At 40.4% G+C, this 17,479-nt stretch carries 16 protein-coding genes; 8 read left to right on the top strand and 8 right to left on the bottom strand.

The annotated features are described in order from the left end of the window. Position 1: 1 nt before the first annotated feature. Positions 2–1,285 (bottom strand): Gfo/Idh/MocA family oxidoreductase, encoded by a 1,284-nt coding sequence (locus tag AACH28_RS23760; protein ID WP_341831715.1) that lies wholly within the window; start codon positions 1,283–1,285, stop codon positions 2–4. Positions 1,286–1,455: 170 nt separating this feature from the next. Between AACH28_RS23760 and AACH28_RS23755 the strand changes: the two genes are divergently transcribed. Both AACH28_RS23755 and AACH28_RS23750 read left to right on the top strand, forming a co-directional pair. Beyond that, the gene (locus AACH28_RS23755) at positions 1,456–2,631 is read left to right on the top strand and encodes an IS4 family transposase (protein WP_115046003.1); all 1,176 of its coding nucleotides are present in this window, start codon (positions 1,456–1,458) and stop codon (positions 2,629–2,631) included. A 360-nt stretch (positions 2,632–2,991) separates the two neighbouring features. After that, positions 2,992–3,861 (top strand): DMT family transporter, encoded by an 870-nt coding sequence (locus AACH28_RS23750; protein WP_341831714.1) that lies wholly within the window; start codon positions 2,992–2,994, stop codon positions 3,859–3,861. 91 nt (positions 3,862–3,952) lie between these two features. Here the strand turns inward: AACH28_RS23750 and AACH28_RS23745 are convergent, their stop codons facing one another. Continuing rightward, complete coding sequence (locus AACH28_RS23745) at positions 3,953–5,635, bottom strand: FAD-binding dehydrogenase (protein ID WP_341831713.1); 1,683 nt, start codon at positions 5,633–5,635, stop codon at positions 3,953–3,955. A gap of 62 nt (positions 5,636–5,697) precedes the next feature. Between AACH28_RS23745 and AACH28_RS23740 the strand changes: the two genes are divergently transcribed. The 3 genes from AACH28_RS23740 to AACH28_RS23730 all read left to right on the top strand — a co-directional run bounded on the left by AACH28_RS23740 (position 5,698) and on the right by AACH28_RS23730 (position 8,064). Next, on the top strand, positions 5,698–6,591 hold the full coding sequence (locus tag AACH28_RS23740) for an IS1595 family transposase (RefSeq protein WP_286736520.1): 894 nt from the start codon (positions 5,698–5,700) through the stop codon (positions 6,589–6,591). A 351-nt stretch (positions 6,592–6,942) separates the two neighbouring features. Beyond that, positions 6,943–7,926, top strand: coding sequence for an aldo/keto reductase (locus AACH28_RS23735; protein ID WP_341831712.1), 984 nt, complete (start codon positions 6,943–6,945; stop codon positions 7,924–7,926). A 9-nt stretch (positions 7,927–7,935) separates the two neighbouring features. After that, positions 7,936–8,064 (top strand): hypothetical protein, encoded by a 129-nt coding sequence (locus AACH28_RS23730; protein ID WP_276521425.1) that lies wholly within the window; start codon positions 7,936–7,938, stop codon positions 8,062–8,064. Positions 8,065–8,083: 19 nt separating this feature from the next. Here AACH28_RS23730 and AACH28_RS23725 read toward each other — a convergent pair whose 3' ends face one another. The 3 genes from AACH28_RS23725 to AACH28_RS23715 all read right to left on the bottom strand — a co-directional run bounded on the left by AACH28_RS23725 (position 8,084) and on the right by AACH28_RS23715 (position 10,620). After that, on the bottom strand, positions 8,084–8,971 hold the full coding sequence (locus AACH28_RS23725; RefSeq protein WP_341831711.1) for a Gfo/Idh/MocA family oxidoreductase: 888 nt from the start codon (positions 8,969–8,971) through the stop codon (positions 8,084–8,086). Positions 8,972–9,161: 190 nt separating this feature from the next. Further along, positions 9,162–9,644, bottom strand: a complete 483-nt coding sequence (locus AACH28_RS23720) for a YdeI/OmpD-associated family protein (RefSeq protein ID WP_075993494.1) — start codon at positions 9,642–9,644, stop codon at positions 9,162–9,164. 19 nt (positions 9,645–9,663) lie between these two features. Then, positions 9,664–10,620, bottom strand: a complete 957-nt coding sequence (locus AACH28_RS23715; protein ID WP_341833140.1) for an aldo/keto reductase — start codon at positions 10,618–10,620, stop codon at positions 9,664–9,666. 340 nt (positions 10,621–10,960) lie between these two features. On the opposite strand from AACH28_RS23715, the gene AACH28_RS23710 reads away from it, so the two are divergent. The 3 genes from AACH28_RS23710 to AACH28_RS23700 all read left to right on the top strand — a co-directional run bounded on the left by AACH28_RS23710 (position 10,961) and on the right by AACH28_RS23700 (position 15,366). Further along, positions 10,961–12,001, top strand: coding sequence for a histidine kinase (locus AACH28_RS23710; RefSeq protein WP_341831710.1), 1,041 nt, complete (start codon positions 10,961–10,963; stop codon positions 11,999–12,001). Then, on the top strand, positions 11,991–12,680 hold the full coding sequence (locus tag AACH28_RS23705; protein WP_341831709.1) for a LytTR family DNA-binding domain-containing protein: 690 nt from the start codon (positions 11,991–11,993) through the stop codon (positions 12,678–12,680). Before AACH28_RS23710 ends, AACH28_RS23705 begins: the two co-directional genes overlap by 11 nt. A gap of 154 nt (positions 12,681–12,834) precedes the next feature. Beyond that, entirely contained in the window at positions 12,835–15,366 is a 2,532-nt protein-coding gene (locus tag AACH28_RS23700) for a TonB-dependent receptor domain-containing protein (RefSeq protein ID WP_341831708.1), read from the top strand. Positions 15,367–15,443: 77 nt separating this feature from the next. Here AACH28_RS23700 and AACH28_RS23695 read toward each other — a convergent pair whose 3' ends face one another. The 3 genes from AACH28_RS23695 to AACH28_RS23685 all read right to left on the bottom strand — a co-directional run bounded on the left by AACH28_RS23695 (position 15,444) and on the right by AACH28_RS23685 (position 17,322). Further along, positions 15,444–16,154: an HAD family hydrolase gene (locus AACH28_RS23695; protein WP_341831707.1), complete on the bottom strand. Its 711-nt coding sequence runs from the start codon at positions 16,152–16,154 to the stop codon at positions 15,444–15,446. Between the two features lie 99 nt (positions 16,155–16,253). Further along, positions 16,254–16,703: a hypothetical protein gene (locus tag AACH28_RS23690; protein WP_075993500.1), complete on the bottom strand. Its 450-nt coding sequence runs from the start codon at positions 16,701–16,703 to the stop codon at positions 16,254–16,256. A 52-nt stretch (positions 16,704–16,755) separates the two neighbouring features. After that, positions 16,756–17,322 carry a Crp/Fnr family transcriptional regulator gene (locus AACH28_RS23685; RefSeq protein WP_075993501.1) on the bottom strand — a complete coding sequence of 189 codons (567 nt, stop codon included), beginning with the start codon at positions 17,320–17,322 and terminating at the stop codon, positions 16,756–16,758. Positions 17,323–17,479 lie beyond the last annotated feature (157 nt).

Below are 17,479 nucleotides of genomic sequence, written 5' to 3'. Positions count from 1 at the left end.
CTTAGACTTTGGGCAGGCTATAACCATTATGATAAACTTTCGCCAGATACTGGTCTGCATCCTTATCATTGAAACTGCGCTTTTGTTTGTCCCAAAACAATTTCTTTTTGGCCCGATAAGCAATATTTCCCATTTGTGAGAATATCGCGATATGTGCCCCGGCTTCTATCGGAGCATGTAAACCCTCCACGGATTTCTTTCTAACTGCTTCAACAAAATTAACCATATGCTTGTCCAACCCATTATCTTGTGAACGTTGAAAAGAGACAGCATCCATTCGCCCTTTCTCCGGGATAACCTCCCAACCCTCACGATTGACCACCAAAGTACCATTATTGCCAATGAAAGCAACTCCGTGAGTCTTTTGGTAGGGCCCCAAATCTATACCTGTTGCCTGCTCCCATTGAACATTAAATCCATCAAACTCGTATACCGTTGTTAAACTATCTGGTGTTTCAGCGGCATCGTCAGGATAAGCAAATTTACCTCCAGCAGCCATAACCGAAACAGGATCTGATACTTTCATTCCAATTAGCGCATAATCCAACATATGTACCCCCCAATCGGTCATCAAGCCACCCGCATAATCCCAATACCATCTAAAATTGAAGTGAAAACGATTGGGATTAAATGCACGTTTTGGTGCTGGCCCCAACCATTTATCATAATGTACTCCCGCAGGAACAGGAGCGTCTGCCTGAACCGGGATACTCTTCATCCAACCTTGGTAAGCCCAAGCCTTAACAAGACGTATTTTCCCCAATTTTCCGCTATGAACAAAATCCATCGCATCTCTGAAATGTTGTTGGCTTCGTTGCCACTGCCCAACCTGTACAACGCGCTTATGCTTTTTAGCAGCTGCAACCATAATTTCACATTCCCGAATGGAGTTTCCAATCGGTTTTTCGACATACACATCTTTTCCGGCCGCAACAGCATCAACCATTTGCATACAATGCCAATGATCGGGGGTAGCGACAATAACAACATCAACGTCATTTGCTTTTAGGAGGCCTTTATAATCGATGTAAGTCTTCACATTGATATTGCGTTTCTTTAATTCCTCAGCTCGATTTCCCAAAACATTTTCATCGACATCACATAATGCCGTACACTGCACTCCTGGTACTTTCAAGATGGCGTTCAGATTGGACCAACCCATTCCGTTTGTACCGATCAGCCCTACACGAACCGTATCAGCTTGAAAACCGAATACTTTTGTTTGTGCAAAAAGCGCCGATGCTGCCAATAGGCTCGTATTTCGGATAAATTCTTTTCTCTTCATTGTTTAGTTTGGTTTATATTGATATTGTGTATTCATTACTAGGAAGACGATTATCTTGGGATCCCCCCTAGCGAGATTACTAATCACTTGCGTCCTAAACGTTTAAAAAATGGCGGTGTTTTGATATAGCGAGATCGCTATATTTAAATCACAAAATTATAACACACCCCATGATAAATTTAAATGTTTTTAGTCAGATTTTATCTCTTATCGACCGCGAATTATTCAAAGATTTGGTTTCAAAGCACAAAAGTGACAAACATCAGAAAGGGATCAACAGCTGGACGCATCTAGTCAGTATGCTTTTCTGTCATTTTTCCTCGGCAGATTCGGTCCGTGATATTAGTAACGGTCTACGCAGTACCACTGGTAATCTGAACCACTTAGGTGTAGTAAGAGCTCCAAGTAAGTCTAATATATCCTATATCAACACACACCGTACCCATGAACTTTTCAAAGATCTTTACTATTCTGTTTTGGATAGGCTTTGGCAAAAGGACACCCATTTTCGCAAAGATCTTGGTCAGCTAAAGCGTAAAGTATATCTGATGGATGCAAGCATCATCCCCTTATGTCTATCTGTATTTGACTGGGCAAAGTTTCGCAGCACCAAAGGTGCCGTAAAGCTGCACACTGTCTTGGATTATGATGGCTGTCTACCTGTTTTTATGCAGATTACCGATGGAAAAGTACATGAGAGCCAGCGAGCCGGTAGTTACAGTTTTTCCAAGGGAAGCGTGGTGGTAGTGGACCGTGGCTACGTGGATTACAGCTGGCTTGGGGATTTGGACAGCAGGGGTTGTTATTTTGTTACCAGGAGTAAAGTGAACATGAAGTACAACGTTATCAAGTCCTACCAGAGCGATGCCCTTAAGGAAAAGGGCATCCTTAAGGATGAGCTCATTGAGCTTTCCGGCGCTGCCCGCAATAAATACAATTCCACACCGTTACGCCTGATCCACTTTTGGGACAGCACCACTGGCAATGAGTACCACTTTTTGACCAATAATACGAAGTGGAAGGCTTCTTTGGTGGCAAACATCTATAAACAACGCTGGCATATCGAAGTCTTCTTCAAGCATCTAAAGCAGCGCTTAAAAGTATCGACATTCATAGGGACTTCTGAAAATGCAGTGATGATCCAGATCTGGACTTCACTCATTGGCATATTACTGTTAAAATACTTACAAAAAAAGGCCAAATATGACTGGAACCTGTCCAATCTGGTCGCATTCATCAGAATGAATATCTTCGTGAAAATAAACATCTGGCAATGGATAGATGATCCCTTTCTCAGGCCACCTATAAAAGGAAAAAAGGGACAGCTAAAGATCTTCGCAGATTGAAAAATAGGGGTCAATATCGAAATGATGAAAAAAGCTATGCCTGTACCACAGAAATCCAATCCTAAAATTTATTTAGGACAGATGTGATTACTAATATAACATTTAGTCTTTAGGATGAAAAATATTAATCCAAACAAAATAGCTGAAATATAACACTTTGAATGCTGTAGATAATTTCTATATTTGTTAAAACCAATCATAAAACCATGGGCCGAAGAACTTGTCTTTCTCCTCCAGCAAAATAATATAGCGCGATGTCAAACGAATAATGGCTTCCGATCAGGAGCAAATTCGGATGATATAAGGATTAACTATTTATTTAGCTTTTAAATTTCCCTTTATGGGAAAGACATTTCTCTTATGAAAAAATCATATTTAGTACTTCATACCGCAGTACTGCTCGCAGGCTTCACCGGTGTTTTCGGCAAGCTCATTACGCTCAATCAAATTCCACTCGTCTGGTTTCGGGTCTTACTTTCAACAATCATCTTATTCTTCGTTCTCAAATTATTCAAAATTGAGCGTTTAAAATCCACTAAAGATGCGTTTAAAATTGCGAAAGTCGGCGTATTAATCACCATCCACTGGATATTTTTTTATGGTAGCATCAAGTTTTCCAACATTTCCATTGGCGTTGTTTGCTATTGCCTAACCAGTTTCTTTACCGCTGTATTAGAGCCAATCATCAACAAGAAAAGATTTAGCGCAGCGCAACTCATGTTAAGTATGCTGACATTGATCGGAATCAGTTTAATTTTTCATTTTGATAGCTCTTATCAACTTGGGATTATTTTGGGGGTAATTTCAACTACTTTTGCGGCTCTATATACCATTTACAACGAGCGATTAGTCAAACAATATGATAGTAAATTGCTCAATTTTTATCAGATGCTTAGTGGCACCATTGTATTGGGATTTGGGCTGCCCATTTTCTATTATCTATTTCCTACCGAACGTTTTATACCGAGCTTTTCTGATGGGGTCTATTTAATCTTGCTGGCTTTATTTTGTACAGTTGGCCTTTATGTTCTTTTTGCTGAATCACTCAAGAAGTTATCTGCATTTACGGTCAATTTGAGTTTCAATCTCGAGCCCATCTATTCAATTATCATTGCTTTTTTATTCTTCAACGAAGGCAAACAAGTCAATGCTTCCTTCTATGTTGGACTCGCTCTTGTACTCGTTTCTGTTCTTCTCCAAACGATGCGCTCTATCAGAAAAAAAGCTTAATAGTTCCTTATTCCATAGGCAAACATCGTATTGATTGCCTATGGAACCTCTATTTTAACATGAAGAAAAAAATTAATTTTCATCACATTTCTTAGACAGATGGTATCTTTGTCAGACTCGCAATATGTTGTCCGGCTTTCATGCCGGAGAAAATACATCCTCCCAAAAACGTGCCTTCCAGTGCCCGATAGCCGTGCATCCCGCCACCACCAAATCCCGCCACCTCACCCACAGCATACAAGCCCTTTATCACCTCGTCATCCTTTGTTAGTACTTGTGCTTGGAGATTCGTTTTAAGACCGCCTAAGGTTTTCCGGGTCAGTACATGGAGACGTACCGCAATGAGCGGTCCATTTTCTTGCGCCAGGATTTTATGAAGGGCTGCCACTCGGCCTAATTTATCACCACGGTAATTCCGTGTATTCCGGATATAATTCACTTGCGTGTCTTTTGAGAACTTATTATCTACTTCCCGGTCACGCGCTTCAATTTGCGATTTAATTGCTTCATAGTCCAATAAATCCTCCCCTGTCAAACGATTCATACGAGCTACCAGATCCTTTAGATTGTCCGAAACAATAAAATCAGATCCTTTTTCCTTAAAGGCCTCAACGGGCCCGGGAGCATTTTTCCCAAAAATGCGTTTCAAAAATAACCTATAATCCTTGTTGGTAATATCTGGATTCTGTTCTGAACCCGAAAGAGCAAACTCTTTTTTGATTATCTTCTGCGTCAGAATAAACCAGGAATAAGAAAAGCCTGTCTCTTGCAGATGCTTGAGTGTACCCAAGGTATCAAATCCAGGCAAATAAGGCGCAGGAAGTCTGGTACCGCGGGCATCAAACCACAGCGAAGAGGGCCCAGGCAAGATACGGATGCCGTGGTTAGGCCATATTGGATTCCAATTTTCAATCCCTTCCGTATAATGCCACATGCGATCGCGGTTTATCATATGAGCCCCGACCTCTTCCGCAATTCCGATCATTTTTCCATCGACATAGGCGGGAACACCTGAAATCATTTGTGCCGGTGCTTTCCCTAATCGTTCAGGCCAGTTTTCGCGTACCAATTGATGATTTGCGCCGATCCCTCCAGAAGCAATAACGACCTGATCTGCATAATATTCAAACGCTGCAAGAATAGTTCTGTTGGTTGCAACACCCCTTGCCTGGTGATCGTCTGCCAATATATCACCTCCAATTCCAATTACCGCACCATCTTGCGTTAGCAATTTTGTTACGCGATGTCGAAAGCGAAACTGCAGAAGACCTTTTTCCTGCGCAGCATAAGCTTTATCCACAAAAGGTTTCACAACTCCGGTTCCGGTCCCCCAACTGACATGAAATCTAGGAACGGAATTACCATGCCCCGAGGCCGAACCATCACCGCGCTCCGCCCAACCGACCATAAACATCAGCTTTATACCAAGCTTAGCGATGTAGGCAGACTTTTCTTCTGTTGCAAATTTCAAGTAAGCCTCAGCCCATTGTAGTGGCCAATAATCCTCCTCGCGGTCAAACCCGGCAGTCCCCATCCAATCCTGTCGGGCTAGTTCATAAGAATCCTTAATCCCCATGCGACGTTGTTGTGGCGAATTGATAAGAAAAAGTCCCCCGAAGGACCAATAGGCCTGTCCCCCTAGATTTTCTTCCGTTTCCTGATCTACAAGAAGCACTTTCTTACCAGCATTGGTGACTTCCATTGCTGTCGTAAGTCCTGCTAAACCCGATCCAATAATAATCACATCAGGTTTAAATTGTTCTACTTTTTGCATTGTTGACCTATCCTTTTGCTAAATAATTTAGTTTTCTTATCTTTAGGTGATTAAATTTAGGTATGGTAGGCAATAAAGAAAAAGAGTTGAGTTTGTTCGATTTTCAGTCGCAATTTAGCAGTGATGCTGATTGTTTAGCTTATTTATCGGCTTTGAAATGGCAAGATGGTTACAAATGTAAGAAATGTGGTTACGGGAGTTTTTGCAAGGGAATAAAAGAGCATGACCGTCAGTGCAATCGCTGCCGTTATTTGGAATCTCCTACAGCAGGCACCCTATTCCATAAGGTTAAGTTTCCTTTAGTTAAAGCCTTTTACGCAGTATACTTCATAAGTACAAACAAAAAGGGTATTGCCAGTACCGAGCTTGGCAGGAAGTTAGGGATCAAGCAAAAAGTAGCATGGTTATTCAAACGCAAAGTGATGAAAGCGATGGAGAGCAGCGGTAAATTTCCTTTGCGTGGAGTTGTGGAAGTTGACGAAACATTTGTTGGCGGTCAGGATGAAAATTCCAAAGGACGTAAAAAAGGAAAGAAGAAGCTTGTGGTGGTTGCTATAGAAAAGAAAGGCAACGGAGTTTCGCGCTTTTACGCCAAGGTGATAGACAAAGCCGATGCGATCAACTTAGGTAGCTTCATGAAGCAAAACATAGAGCCACAGGCTAAGGTGACCACCGACAAATGGACAGGTTATAAGCCGATATTGAAAGATTTCGAAAATATGGAGCGTGTCAAATCTGGTAAGAAAGGTGAGAACTTCCCAGAACTACACAGGGTTATCATGACCTTTAAAAGCTGGTTGAGAGGAATGTACCATCACGTTGGAGATCTACAGGAATATATTAATGAATATACCTATCGATTCAACAGAAGTTTTATGAAAGGGAATATTTTTGACAACCTAGTATATCGGATGATCTGCCATAAACCAGAACAATATAATATGATTATTGCTTAAAGGAATAGGTCAATTGCATTGTTATTCTTTTACCGAACAGCTATCCCAATAAAAATGTGATTGCTCACAAGACCAACTGCCTTATATAGATTTACTAGTTTGAGCAGGATTGCACAAGAAAAACTTAACAGGAATGCCCCCGTTCTTTCCTTAAAAAAACACTTAATAATATATTATAAAAATAATAGAATAACACAATTTAAATTATTTTAATAATAAAAATCAGGATTATAACTTTGTGCTATCAATCATTAAAATAATAATAAGTGCTATTTCGAACAGATTTATTTGATAAAAAAGGTGCACTAGCATAATAAATAATTTTAACAAGAAACATAAAAAATAAAAAAAATGGAATACAGAAAATTAGGAAAAACAGATTTAGAATTATCAGCAATTACTTATGGAGCTTTCGCCATTGGCGGCAACATGTGGGACGGAAATGAAAAGAAAGATTCTATTGATGCTGTAAAAGCATCGATCGACAATGGTGTCACTACATTGGATACAGCCCCTTTTTATGGATTTGGTTTAAGTGAAGAAATGATCGGTGCGGCAATACAGGATTATGATCGGACCAAAATACAGCTATTGACCAAATTTGGTTTGGTATGGGACGGCAGTAACCAAGGAAAAGGTGAATTTTTCTTTGATGCAGAAGAAGCTGGTAAAACTATTCCAGTTTATAAATATTCGTCAAAAACCAGTGTAATTCATGAAGTAGAGAATAGCCTAAAACGCTTACGTACGGACTACATCGATCTACTTCAGATTCACTGGCCAGATAGCACGACCCCGATTTCGGAAACGATGGAAGCCTTGGATCTTCTTTTACAACAAGGTAAGATCCGTGCCGCCGGCGTCAGCAATTATAGTGTCGATCAAGTTTCAGAAGCACGGAAGAACCTCAACATCGCGAATAATCAAGTTGGTTACAGTATGCTAAACCGAGGTATCGAACAGGACCTTGTTCCTTATGCAAAGGAAAATGATCTAGGTATCATTGTATATAGCCCTATGGAACGAGGTTTATTAACCGGTAAATATTTTAATACAGGTAAATTAAAAGAAAACGACCACCGCAATGGTTATTTCCAACAATTTGATCTGGCCAAGGTAAAGACTTTCTTGGATACCATCAGTCCAATTGCCACGAACAAAGGTGTAACACTTTCTCAATTGGTATTACGCTGGACCAGTCTACAGCCTGCGATCACTGTGGTTTTGGCAGGTGCCCGAAATGCAGAACAGGCCATAGCAAATGCGCAAGCCATCGATATCACGCTTACCGCCGAAGAACTATCATTTATCAATCTTGCTTTAGCAAAAATTTAACATTCAGCGATGAACAAATTCAATCAGTTGACAGTACTCCTTATGGGTGTACTGTCACTCACAGCATTGCAAAGCAATGCGCAAAATAAAACACTGCTGGTAGACCCAACAGATCGTACATGGTATCATGCTGCTTAGGATAAGAACGACGAAAACACTATGGTCTTATTGTCGAAAAGTTATCGATAATCTTCATCAGAACCAAGGCTTCCTCAATCGGAGATGGATTTGGCCCGATACCGCGGAAATAATCTACCGTACGCGAAATCATCGGCAATTGAATATTTTCAGGATGATCAAATATAAATTCCTTCTCTCCATCTCTTGTTTTGACAACAACTGAATTTCCAAAAATAGAAAAAGTAATATGCCCAAGGCTTCCTACAATTTCAACCTTATCTACCTGGTTTTCTTTGGCAACATTAAAACACCAACTTCCATTGAAGACAAGCTGATTTTCAAACAAAATCGTTCCTGTGGTCAGATCAGCTACAGCACTTTCTTTATCCTGAATCAAGCTAAAACCATCGTATGAAACCGGCATTCCAAAAAAATAGAGCATCAAATCTAATTGATGTGGGGCTAAATCAAAGAAATAACCGCCTCCCGAAACAGCAGGATCAGTACGCCAATCTCCGCCACCTTTGGTCACTAGGTCAGGCATTCTACTCTGCCATAAACGCAATTGCACCGTCCTTAACTCACCAATTTCACCATTTCCAACAAGCTCCTTAACCTTCAGAAACAAAGGCAATTGCCGCCTATAATGGGCAACTACCAACTTCCCGTCTCTTTCTTTTACTTCCTGCAATAATGTTTCTGCTTCTATCGCATTTAACGTAACGGGCTTTTCAACATAAACAGATTTCCCCCTACGCAAGGCAGATAGTGCATACGCGAGATGAGATGACGGTGGCGTTGCTACATAAATCGCATTGAGATCGATATTATCGAGCAAATCGTCCGCGTCTGAATACCACAAGGGTACTTGATGTCCACTAGCATAATCAGCAGCTTTCGTCGCATCTCTTCGCATTACAGCCATTAGCTGACTATTATTTATGCGATTAAACGCTGGTCCGCTTTTTTTTCTGTGACATCACCACAGCCGATGATACCCCATACAATTTTAGAATTATCCATAAGTATATTCAAATTATTGCTAAGACTCTGACCAATAATCCCGATATCTGGCCAGCATTACAGTACATACATCGAAGTACTGGTCTGATTTCTTAGGGCTTTTCACGTCCCACAAATCGGTTTTTACCCAAAAGAAAACCGATTGCCCTTTCGATGTTTTTTCTTCGACTATCCGCAGTTTTTAAGGAAGAAATATAGCGGATAATTTCCTTTTGCTTTGATGGAGACAATCCATCGAATACCTGCAGAGCTTCCTTATTTAGTGCAAATGCTGCTTCAAGTTCGGGGTGAGGCAAAATAGTGCGGTCTTCCGGATCAAAAGCGATTGTTACGGCTAAGGTCTCACCGATTCGTTTCGGCGAATTCGACAATATAGCCGTGTTAATGTACAGTCTCCACTCCTCCTTAAACCGCAGCAACGTCTGAACATAATCCTTTTCATTCACTTTTCCTTTCACAGGAATATATCCCTTGTTTATTCCTGCATCCTTAAATAGGTTTTCAAGAATATCCGTAGGAACAAAAACAAAAGGATTGATACCAATAATTTCTAATTGTGCTTCAAAGGCAAACATGATATGATCAATTAGGTGATTAATTATGCTTCAGAATAGTATCGATATGCGTCAATTCATCCGTCGTAAAGTCCAACCTGTCCAGGGCCTTGAGGGAATCAACCAGCTGCTCACTATTTCTCGCCCCTACTAAAACCGAGCTTACGCGTTCATCTTTCAACAACCATGCAATTGCCATTTGTGCCAATGTTTGCCCTCTTTGTACCGCAAGATTATTCAACCGGTCGATCTTCTCCATTAATTCTGGAGTGATCATTTCACTTTTCAAAAAATGTTCTTTCGAAGCACGTGAATCCGCCGGAATGCCGCCGAGATATTTGTTGGTTAGCAGTCCCTGTGCCAAAGGAGAGAAAGCGATCGCTCCGATTCCTTCTGCCTGCAGCACATCCAAAAGTCTCTCCTCGGGTGTCCGCACCAGCATTGAATATTTAGGCTGATGAATAAGGCATGGTGTCCCCATGGCACGCAATAACGCAGCAGCTTTCTGAGCAAGATCAGGAGGATAATTGGACAAGCCTACATAGCAGGCCTTTCCTTGATGAACAATATCTCGCAATGCTGCCATTGTCTCTTCCAACGGTGTATTCGGATCAGGTCGATGATGGTAAAATATATCCACATATTCGAGACTCATCCGTTTTAAGCTCTGATGTAAACTGGCCATCAAATATTTACGGCTTCCCCAATCACCATACGGCCCCGGCCACATGGTATAACCCGCTTTAGTGGAAATTAAAAGTTCATCACGATAGCCCACAAAATCGGTACGCAATAGCTGTCCAAAGTTCTCTTCGGCACTTCCCGGAGGAGGACCATAATTATTGGCAAGGTCAAAATGGGTGATTCCACGATCAAAAGCGGTCAGCAAAGTTTTCCGGAATACTGCTGGGATATCGGTTTCACCAAAATTTTGCCAAAGCCCCAATGATATGGCTGGCAAGAGAATACCACTCTTCCCACAGCGTCTGTAGGGCATATGCTGATATCGGTTTGGATTGAATGTCACGTTACAAAGTTTATACCTGCAAAATACAAAACTATTTCCAACAGTCCAGTGTATTTCCCGCTTTCGTCTTCTTTAGCAAACCTCTTTTTACATTATACATTTAACAACAGGTCGCGTTTTAACACTACATCGATTAATAACAGATCATGTTTTTAACATCACACCGATTAACAACAGATCATGATAACCTTAGTAAAGCAGGCTTCGATGCATAATTGTTTTTGCATAGAAACGTATTTATATTGCATATAAAAAGCAATTTATCTAAGTTTGGTCTTATCCAAAAGCAAAGGGATTAATTAGACATAACATGATTGGCAGATTCTTCAGAAAATTCTATTTACATATTGTCATCTGGACCATATTACTGCTGTTACCCTTTATAACGTATCTCTATCAGCCGGATAAGATCGCTGATTTCAAAGCTTATTCGGCATTATCGCATTTGCTAAATATTATATTTCTGGCTACTCATTTTTACTTGCATTGCTACGTTGTAGCCCCCACCTATTTTTTTGGCCGCAGAAAGATCTTTGTGCTATTAATGGCACTTGGGTTTGCCACCTACGTAGCGCTGAACTACTGCATAGTCTATTTTAATCCAGCTGGAGAGCTTGCTCATCTGACGAAGGAAAATATTCTTTTTGTACGGTTGGTCATCGGCCCAGGCATTATTTACTCCCTTTGTATGATCACGTCTTCAATGATCTTCCTCTACGATGAGCAAGCGCGACAAAAGGAACTCAACAAACAGATTGCGCTTGAAAAAACAACGGCAGAACTAACGATGTTAAAGCTACAGATCAGCCCACATTTCCTATTCAATACACTTAATAATATCCGTTGGCTCATTCGTAAACAATCACCAGATTCCGAAGACACTATTGTTAAGTTATCCGAAATGCTACGCTATATACTTTACGAGGTAGACGGCCCCAAAGTCGAACTTTTTAAAGAGATCGACCATATGCGCAATTTTATCGCCTTACAGACCCTTCGTCTTCCTATCCAAGGAAATGTAGCACTTGATATCGAAGTCAAGGTCAAAAACAGAATGATCCCCCCATTACTCTTCATACATTTTGTAGAGAATGCATTCAAGTATGGTGTGGATAGCAAAACTGCACCACAGATACAGTTTCAATTTCAGGAGACTTCGGGTGGCATTATCTTTATATCCCGCAATAGAATCTTACAACATACAGAACAGCGTTCAAACGAAGGTATAGGACTGACCAATGTACGCAGACGATTACAATTATTGTATCCCAATCGACATGAACTCAGGATCAGAAAAACCGATGCTGGAGATTTCGAAGTCACCCTCAAATTAATGACCGATGAAGATTAAATGTATACTCGTAGATGATGAACCCTTCGCGCTCAATATTTTAGAAGACGACTTGTTGAATTTTGAGCAAATCGAAGTCGTCCATAAATTTAATGCGACGGCCGAAGCGGAAGAATATTTAAAAAATCACGCTATCGATCTGATTTTTCTGGATATTGAAATGCCCGATCAATTGGGTACGCAGTTTATTCGCGAACTCGCCCCCCGCCCCTTGGTTATCTTCACCACGGCCTATCATCAATATGCTGTTGAAGGTTTCGAGCTAAATGCCATTGATTATCTGCTTAAGCCGATTTCAAAAGAACGACTCGCAGCGGCTGTCCGAAAAGTAGAAGAGGGTATGCTGCTCCGTGCAAAACAGCTCCCCGAACAGGATCATATTATCGTCAATGTAGAATATAAAAAGACGAAAATTTTTCTCCATGAAATCAGCTACATCGAAGGCTTGAAAGACTATGTAAAAATATACCTGGTGGACCGTGAATCGCCCCTTCTTACGCGCAGCAACCTCCGTGGAATGGAAAAAATATTACCTACAATAGACTTCCTACGCATACATAATTCCTTTATTGTCAATAAAAATCGTATTGAGCAGGTCGCCCAAAGCAAACTCACCCTACCTGAAACCGCCCTTCCTATCGGTAAAAAATATATTAAAAATATCGAACAGTTTATCTAATGCTACCGCCACAAATTGAATCGATGCAATTATCCGTTCGTCTACACATTGGCCGCTTCGGTCTACAGATGATTGCATAGCTAAAAAATCCTTTTCAAATTTGTGTACTATCGAACAGCCTAATCCGCGTAGCCGGTAGAATAGCAAAGAAAAAATGAAAAGATTTATAGCAATAGCGCTAATGGCAACTGCGGTTGCTTCCGTACACGCTCAAGCCCCTGCAGGTGGTCGTCCTGCTTTCGCCATGTCCGAAGGTCAGCTCTCGGGCCAAATTGTGGACAGCAACGGGAAACCTATCTCACAAGCTTCCGTGAATTTATTGAAGGTTATCAAGGATCAAGCTACAGGGAAAGAAAGGGAAATTCTCGTAAAAAGTACCAGCTCTTCAGAAAATGGAAAATTCAATTTCGCAGCCATTTCACCAAAAGAAAAATGGAAACTAAAAATTAGTTCTGTAGGCTATGTGCCGATAGATCTTGCTGTAGACTATAGCGATAGCAAAACAACAAACAAAGATCTAGGTGCGATCAAATTGGACGATGACAACCGTAAACTCGATGAAGTTACCGTGACTGGCCGCAAGGCACTACTCGAAATGGACATCGATAAAAAAGTCTTCAACGTAGAGAAAAATATCGTTGCAGCTGGCGGTACAGCGATCGATGTGCTCCGCAATATGCCTTCTGTACAAGTAGATATCGACGGAAACGTAAAACTGAGAAACGCAGCCCCTACAATTTTTGTCGATGGAAAACCAACCACACTCACTCCCGATCAGATTCCTGCCGATGTGATCGATAAAATCGAAATTATCACAAATCCATCTGCCAAATACGACGCTTCCGGAAGTATGGCCGGTATCCTCAACATTATTCTGAAGAAAAATAAGAAAGCTGGATACAATGGTATGGTCACCTTAGGTGGAGACCGCTTTGGTGGAACCAACTTTATGGGTAGTTTAAATCTGCGTCAAAATAAATTCAACATCTCACTGACGGGAATGAATATGCGCATGCGGACCAACACCGAGGGCGACAGCCACCGTACCAGTACAATTAATGGCATAGAATCAACAGTAGATCAAGATATTGAAGGCAAAACAAAAGGTATGATTACCTTTGGCCGACTCGGCGTAGATTACGACTTAAGTCCCAAAACAACGCTATCTGTAGCCGGCGTATTGGTTCAGGGTAAATTTAAGCCGAATGAGAACTCGTCGATCTTAACCAACTCCGGCAACATCGAATCACGCAGCGATCGGATTTCCGAGTCTGAGAGAAGCTTTAAACCACGGGGGTTGCAGGCAGGTCTTGTTCAAAAATTCAAAACTGAAGGCGAAGAATTATCTGTCGATTTCAATTATTTTGGCGGCAGCAACACATCCAATGGTTTATACACCACCAATTACCGCAATGCAAGCAGCGAAATCAGCGGAACTCAGATCCAAAAAAACATCGGTTCCGGTGATAATAAGTTCATGACTGTGCAGGCAGATTATGTCAAACCATTCAAAAATGGCATGAAACTCGAAACTGGTGTGCGTGCACAGATCAATAAACTCAAAAATCTCAATAATAATTCCTTAAAAGCAGTGGACAAAGATGATTTTGAGAATATCACCGCAGCATCAGCCAACTATAACAATAAAAACAGCGTCTATGCAGCCTATGCCTCACTTGGAGGAAACCTCAAAGACTGGGTATCCTATAAAGTTGGGCTGCGCGCGGAAAGCTCAACTTACGACGGTGAACTTTTGAATACAAACGAAAAGTTCCACAACAAGTATCCCCTGAGCTTATTTCCTTCTTTGTTCTTGAGCAAAAAGCTAACCGAAAAAGACCAAATACAGATGAGCGTAACCCGTCGTGTCAACCGTCCGAACTTCTTTCAGCTCATCCCATTTGTTGATTACACGGATAGCTTGAATATTACACGCGGTAACCCTGACCTTGTTCCTGAATTCACAACATCCGGCGAACTTTCCTACAGCCGTACACATGGAAAAGGTACATTTTTGGCAACAGTATACTATAAACGCACAAACAATCTAATTACACGTTACCTGACACAGGAACTCAATCCGGTAACGAACAAAATGGATTTCATTAATACCTATATCAATGCCAATTCCAGCAAGAATTATGGGGCAGAATTTACTTATACCAATAATCTCAAAAAATGGTGGGATCTGACTGCAGACCTTAACTTCTATAATTCCAAAATTGAGGTGGATGAGAAAACGCCTTCGGAAGGTATGTGGACAGTATTTGTAAAATTGAACAATACATTCAACCTACAGAAAAACTGGAATCTACAGCTAGCCTTTGAATATCAAGGCAAAACAAATATGCCAGTGACACAGGGTCAAACATTCGGTCCACCAATGAACCAGGCGCAAAGCTCTTCACAAGGCTATATCAAACCATTCTATGGTATCGACTTTGCCATCAAGAAAAGCTTCTTGAAAAATCAGGCTGCCTCAGCAACATTGGCCATCAACGATATCTTCAGAACACGTGGCAATACCATTGTTTCATCGGGTGAAGGGTTCTCTCAAACCTATTATCGACTTTCTAATCCACAGTTGATCAAATTGAATCTTTCCTACCGTTTTGGAAAAATAGATATGAATATGTTTAAGAAAAACAAAAACCAGAATTCAATGGAAGGCATACAAATGCAATAACATGTGGATCATATCACAATCAAAAGCGGGTATTTCTTGTAGGAAATACCCGCTTTTTTATTAAACTGCGTCAAAGACTAGACGACTGTATTGGATATATTCTTCTTTTCAAGTATTTCAACAATCTCCAGTAGATCATCAATCACATAATCTGGATTTGCCGATCTAAGTTGAGCCGCATCATGTGCACCTGTTGTTATACCAATACTCAAAGCACAACCCGCTTGTTGCCCCTCCTGTATATCGATGATGGAATCTCCAATTTTCATCACCACACTCGAATCGGTAATTTCAAATTTTTGCATGGCCATATCAATCATATCTGGATAAGGTCTGTTTCGAGGTACATCAGAAGCAGTAATTAACGCATCTACATCTTTGCCAACTTTCCAATTAAGCTTCTCCAAAAGTGACTCGGCTGTCTTACGATCATAGCCCGTATTGATCACACGCAAGATATCCCGCTCTTTCAAGATTGCAAATAGTTCTTCCGCATTCGCATTAGGGTAAATTTCCTCGACTTCATAAGCGTGTTCCAAGTCTTTCAAAAACAAAGTAAACATCCGTTGAGCCAATTCATCATCATCAACATCCAAACTATTTTTGAGTACAGTCTTAATTGCCTGTAGCTTCTCCTTACCTGCAGCATGGGCCAATACCTCTGTTAATGTCAGTTCGTATCCCCCTACCGTATTTATTGCATTTCTAAGCGTCTTATAAACAATATTATTTTCGTTCACTGTCGTACCTGCCATATCAAATACGACCATCTTGATGGCTTCTTTCATTTTATTCAATCTAAAAGTTTAGCAAAAATAAAAAAATGTTAAATAAAACTAAACAACACTATGTTAATTTATTGCTATGCTTTGGTTAAGAAAACTACTTTAACGAACCACAAAATAATAGGTCCAGGCGATTAGCAAGATTTGAAACGGAATACGAAACCACAAATAGTTTGGACCGGCGCCATCAAAAGTAGCCGTCTCGTAATTGATACGCCTTAAGTTTGCCCGAATATTTGTAGGTAATACCAGTAGAAAGAAGACAATTAAAAGGATTCCCGTTATGCGGCTCACCTGCGGGACAAATAGCCCAATTGCAGCCATGAATTCCATTAAACCGGTTCCATAGATCATTTCTTTTTTACATGGAACAAAGTCGGGCAGCATCAACATCATTCCTTTGGTATAAAGTAGGTGTCCCAATGCAGTGAACAACAGCATCACCGCCAATCCAACTTTACCCGCTAATAGAATATCCATCTCCCCCTTCAACAGCAATAGGATGAGATTGGAAATAATGCAAACGACAATTAAAACAAAAAATGGTTTCATCTTTTTTATAACAAAAATAGGTGCCCTTCCTTTTGTTATCAATGAACATTTGTTAATAAATTTCTTTCCTGATCCGGCTTAACGATTGCGGTCTAATACCAATATAAGAAGCCAGATATTTTAAGGGAATGTTGCGAATCAGTTCGGGTTGCTCACGCACCAAATTGATATACCTGGTTTTTGCCGAATCTTCAAGTAGCGTCAGTTCCCGTTTCATTTTTTTTAGAAAAATGTCCTCAACCGCTTTCCGACCAATTAGGTTCCCAACCGTTGTTGTTTGATATACCGCATGGAGATCCTCAAACGATATCCGCCATAAAATACAATCTGTTATTGCCTCGAGATGATACGATGAAGGCTGCTGCGTCAAGAAGGAATCGTACCCACTTACAAAAGAGTTTTCGAAAGCAAATCCAAAAGTAAAATCATAGTCCAGTTTTGGGATATTGAAACGTACAATTCCTTTTTCAATAAAAGATAAATACTGTTCAGTTTTTCCGATTTCCAAAATCAGTGATTTTTTTGGAAACTCCATCTTAACAAGCTTAGCGGAAAATACTTCCCAGTCCGTATCATTCATGACAACGAGCGATTCAAAATATTCTTTGATCTTGTCCATGATTCTTATTTTTTAAGAGCAAGATAAAAACTTCTGTTCAAATACATCGTAATGATTATTTACTATTTAATCGATTATTTATTTCAATAAACATACGATCTATTTTACCAAAAAATATTAACTTAAATACAGTAAACTTTAATTATGCATATTCTTA

The sequence above is a fragment of the Sphingobacterium thalpophilum genome, from assembly GCF_038396785.1.
In the GTDB taxonomy this organism is placed as follows: Bacteria; Bacteroidota; Bacteroidia; order Sphingobacteriales; family Sphingobacteriaceae; genus Sphingobacterium; species Sphingobacterium thalpophilum_A.
The sequence above is the reverse complement of the archived record's forward strand: the minus strand, read 5'-3'. Positions and strand labels throughout refer to the sequence as shown.

Excerpts from the sequence above, each read along its gene's own strand:
- AACH28_RS23740 (WP_286736520.1), top strand. The coding sequence starts at position 5,698 with ATGGTAGGCAATAAAGAAAAAGAGTTGAGTTTGTTCGATTTTCAGTCG.
- AACH28_RS23710 (WP_341831710.1), top strand. The coding sequence starts at position 10,961 with ATGATTGGCAGATTCTTCAGAAAATTCTATTTACATATTGTCATCTGG.
- AACH28_RS23750 (WP_341831714.1), top strand. The coding sequence starts at position 2,992 with ATGAAAAAATCATATTTAGTACTTCATACCGCAGTACTGCTCGCAGGC.
- AACH28_RS23730 (WP_276521425.1), top strand. The coding sequence starts at position 7,936 with ATGAACAAATTCAATCAGTTGACAGTACTCCTTATGGGTGTACTGTCA.
- AACH28_RS23685 (WP_075993501.1), bottom strand. The coding sequence starts at position 17,322 with ATGGACAAGATCAAAGAATATTTTGAATCGCTCGTTGTCATGAATGAT.
- AACH28_RS23725 (WP_341831711.1), bottom strand. The coding sequence starts at position 8,971 with ATGGCTGTAATGCGAAGAGATGCGACGAAAGCTGCTGATTATGCTAGT.
- AACH28_RS23715 (WP_341833140.1), bottom strand. The coding sequence starts at position 10,620 with ATGCCCTACAGACGCTGTGGGAAGAGTGGTATTCTCTTGCCAGCCATA.
- AACH28_RS23760 (WP_341831715.1), bottom strand. The coding sequence starts at position 1,285 with ATGAAGAGAAAAGAATTTATCCGAAATACGAGCCTATTGGCAGCATCG.
- AACH28_RS23705 (WP_341831709.1), top strand. The coding sequence starts at position 11,991 with ATGAAGATTAAATGTATACTCGTAGATGATGAACCCTTCGCGCTCAAT.
- AACH28_RS23700 (WP_341831708.1), top strand. The coding sequence starts at position 12,835 with ATGAAAAGATTTATAGCAATAGCGCTAATGGCAACTGCGGTTGCTTCC.
- AACH28_RS23735 (WP_341831712.1), top strand. The coding sequence starts at position 6,943 with ATGGAATACAGAAAATTAGGAAAAACAGATTTAGAATTATCAGCAATT.
- AACH28_RS23720 (WP_075993494.1), bottom strand. The coding sequence starts at position 9,644 with ATGTTTGCCTTTGAAGCACAATTAGAAATTATTGGTATCAATCCTTTT.
- AACH28_RS23745 (WP_341831713.1), bottom strand. The coding sequence starts at position 5,635 with ATGCAAAAAGTAGAACAATTTAAACCTGATGTGATTATTATTGGATCG.
- AACH28_RS23690 (WP_075993500.1), bottom strand. The coding sequence starts at position 16,703 with ATGAAACCATTTTTTGTTTTAATTGTCGTTTGCATTATTTCCAATCTC.
- AACH28_RS23755 (WP_115046003.1), top strand. The coding sequence starts at position 1,456 with ATGATAAATTTAAATGTTTTTAGTCAGATTTTATCTCTTATCGACCGC.
- AACH28_RS23695 (WP_341831707.1), bottom strand. The coding sequence starts at position 16,154 with ATGAAAGAAGCCATCAAGATGGTCGTATTTGATATGGCAGGTACGACA.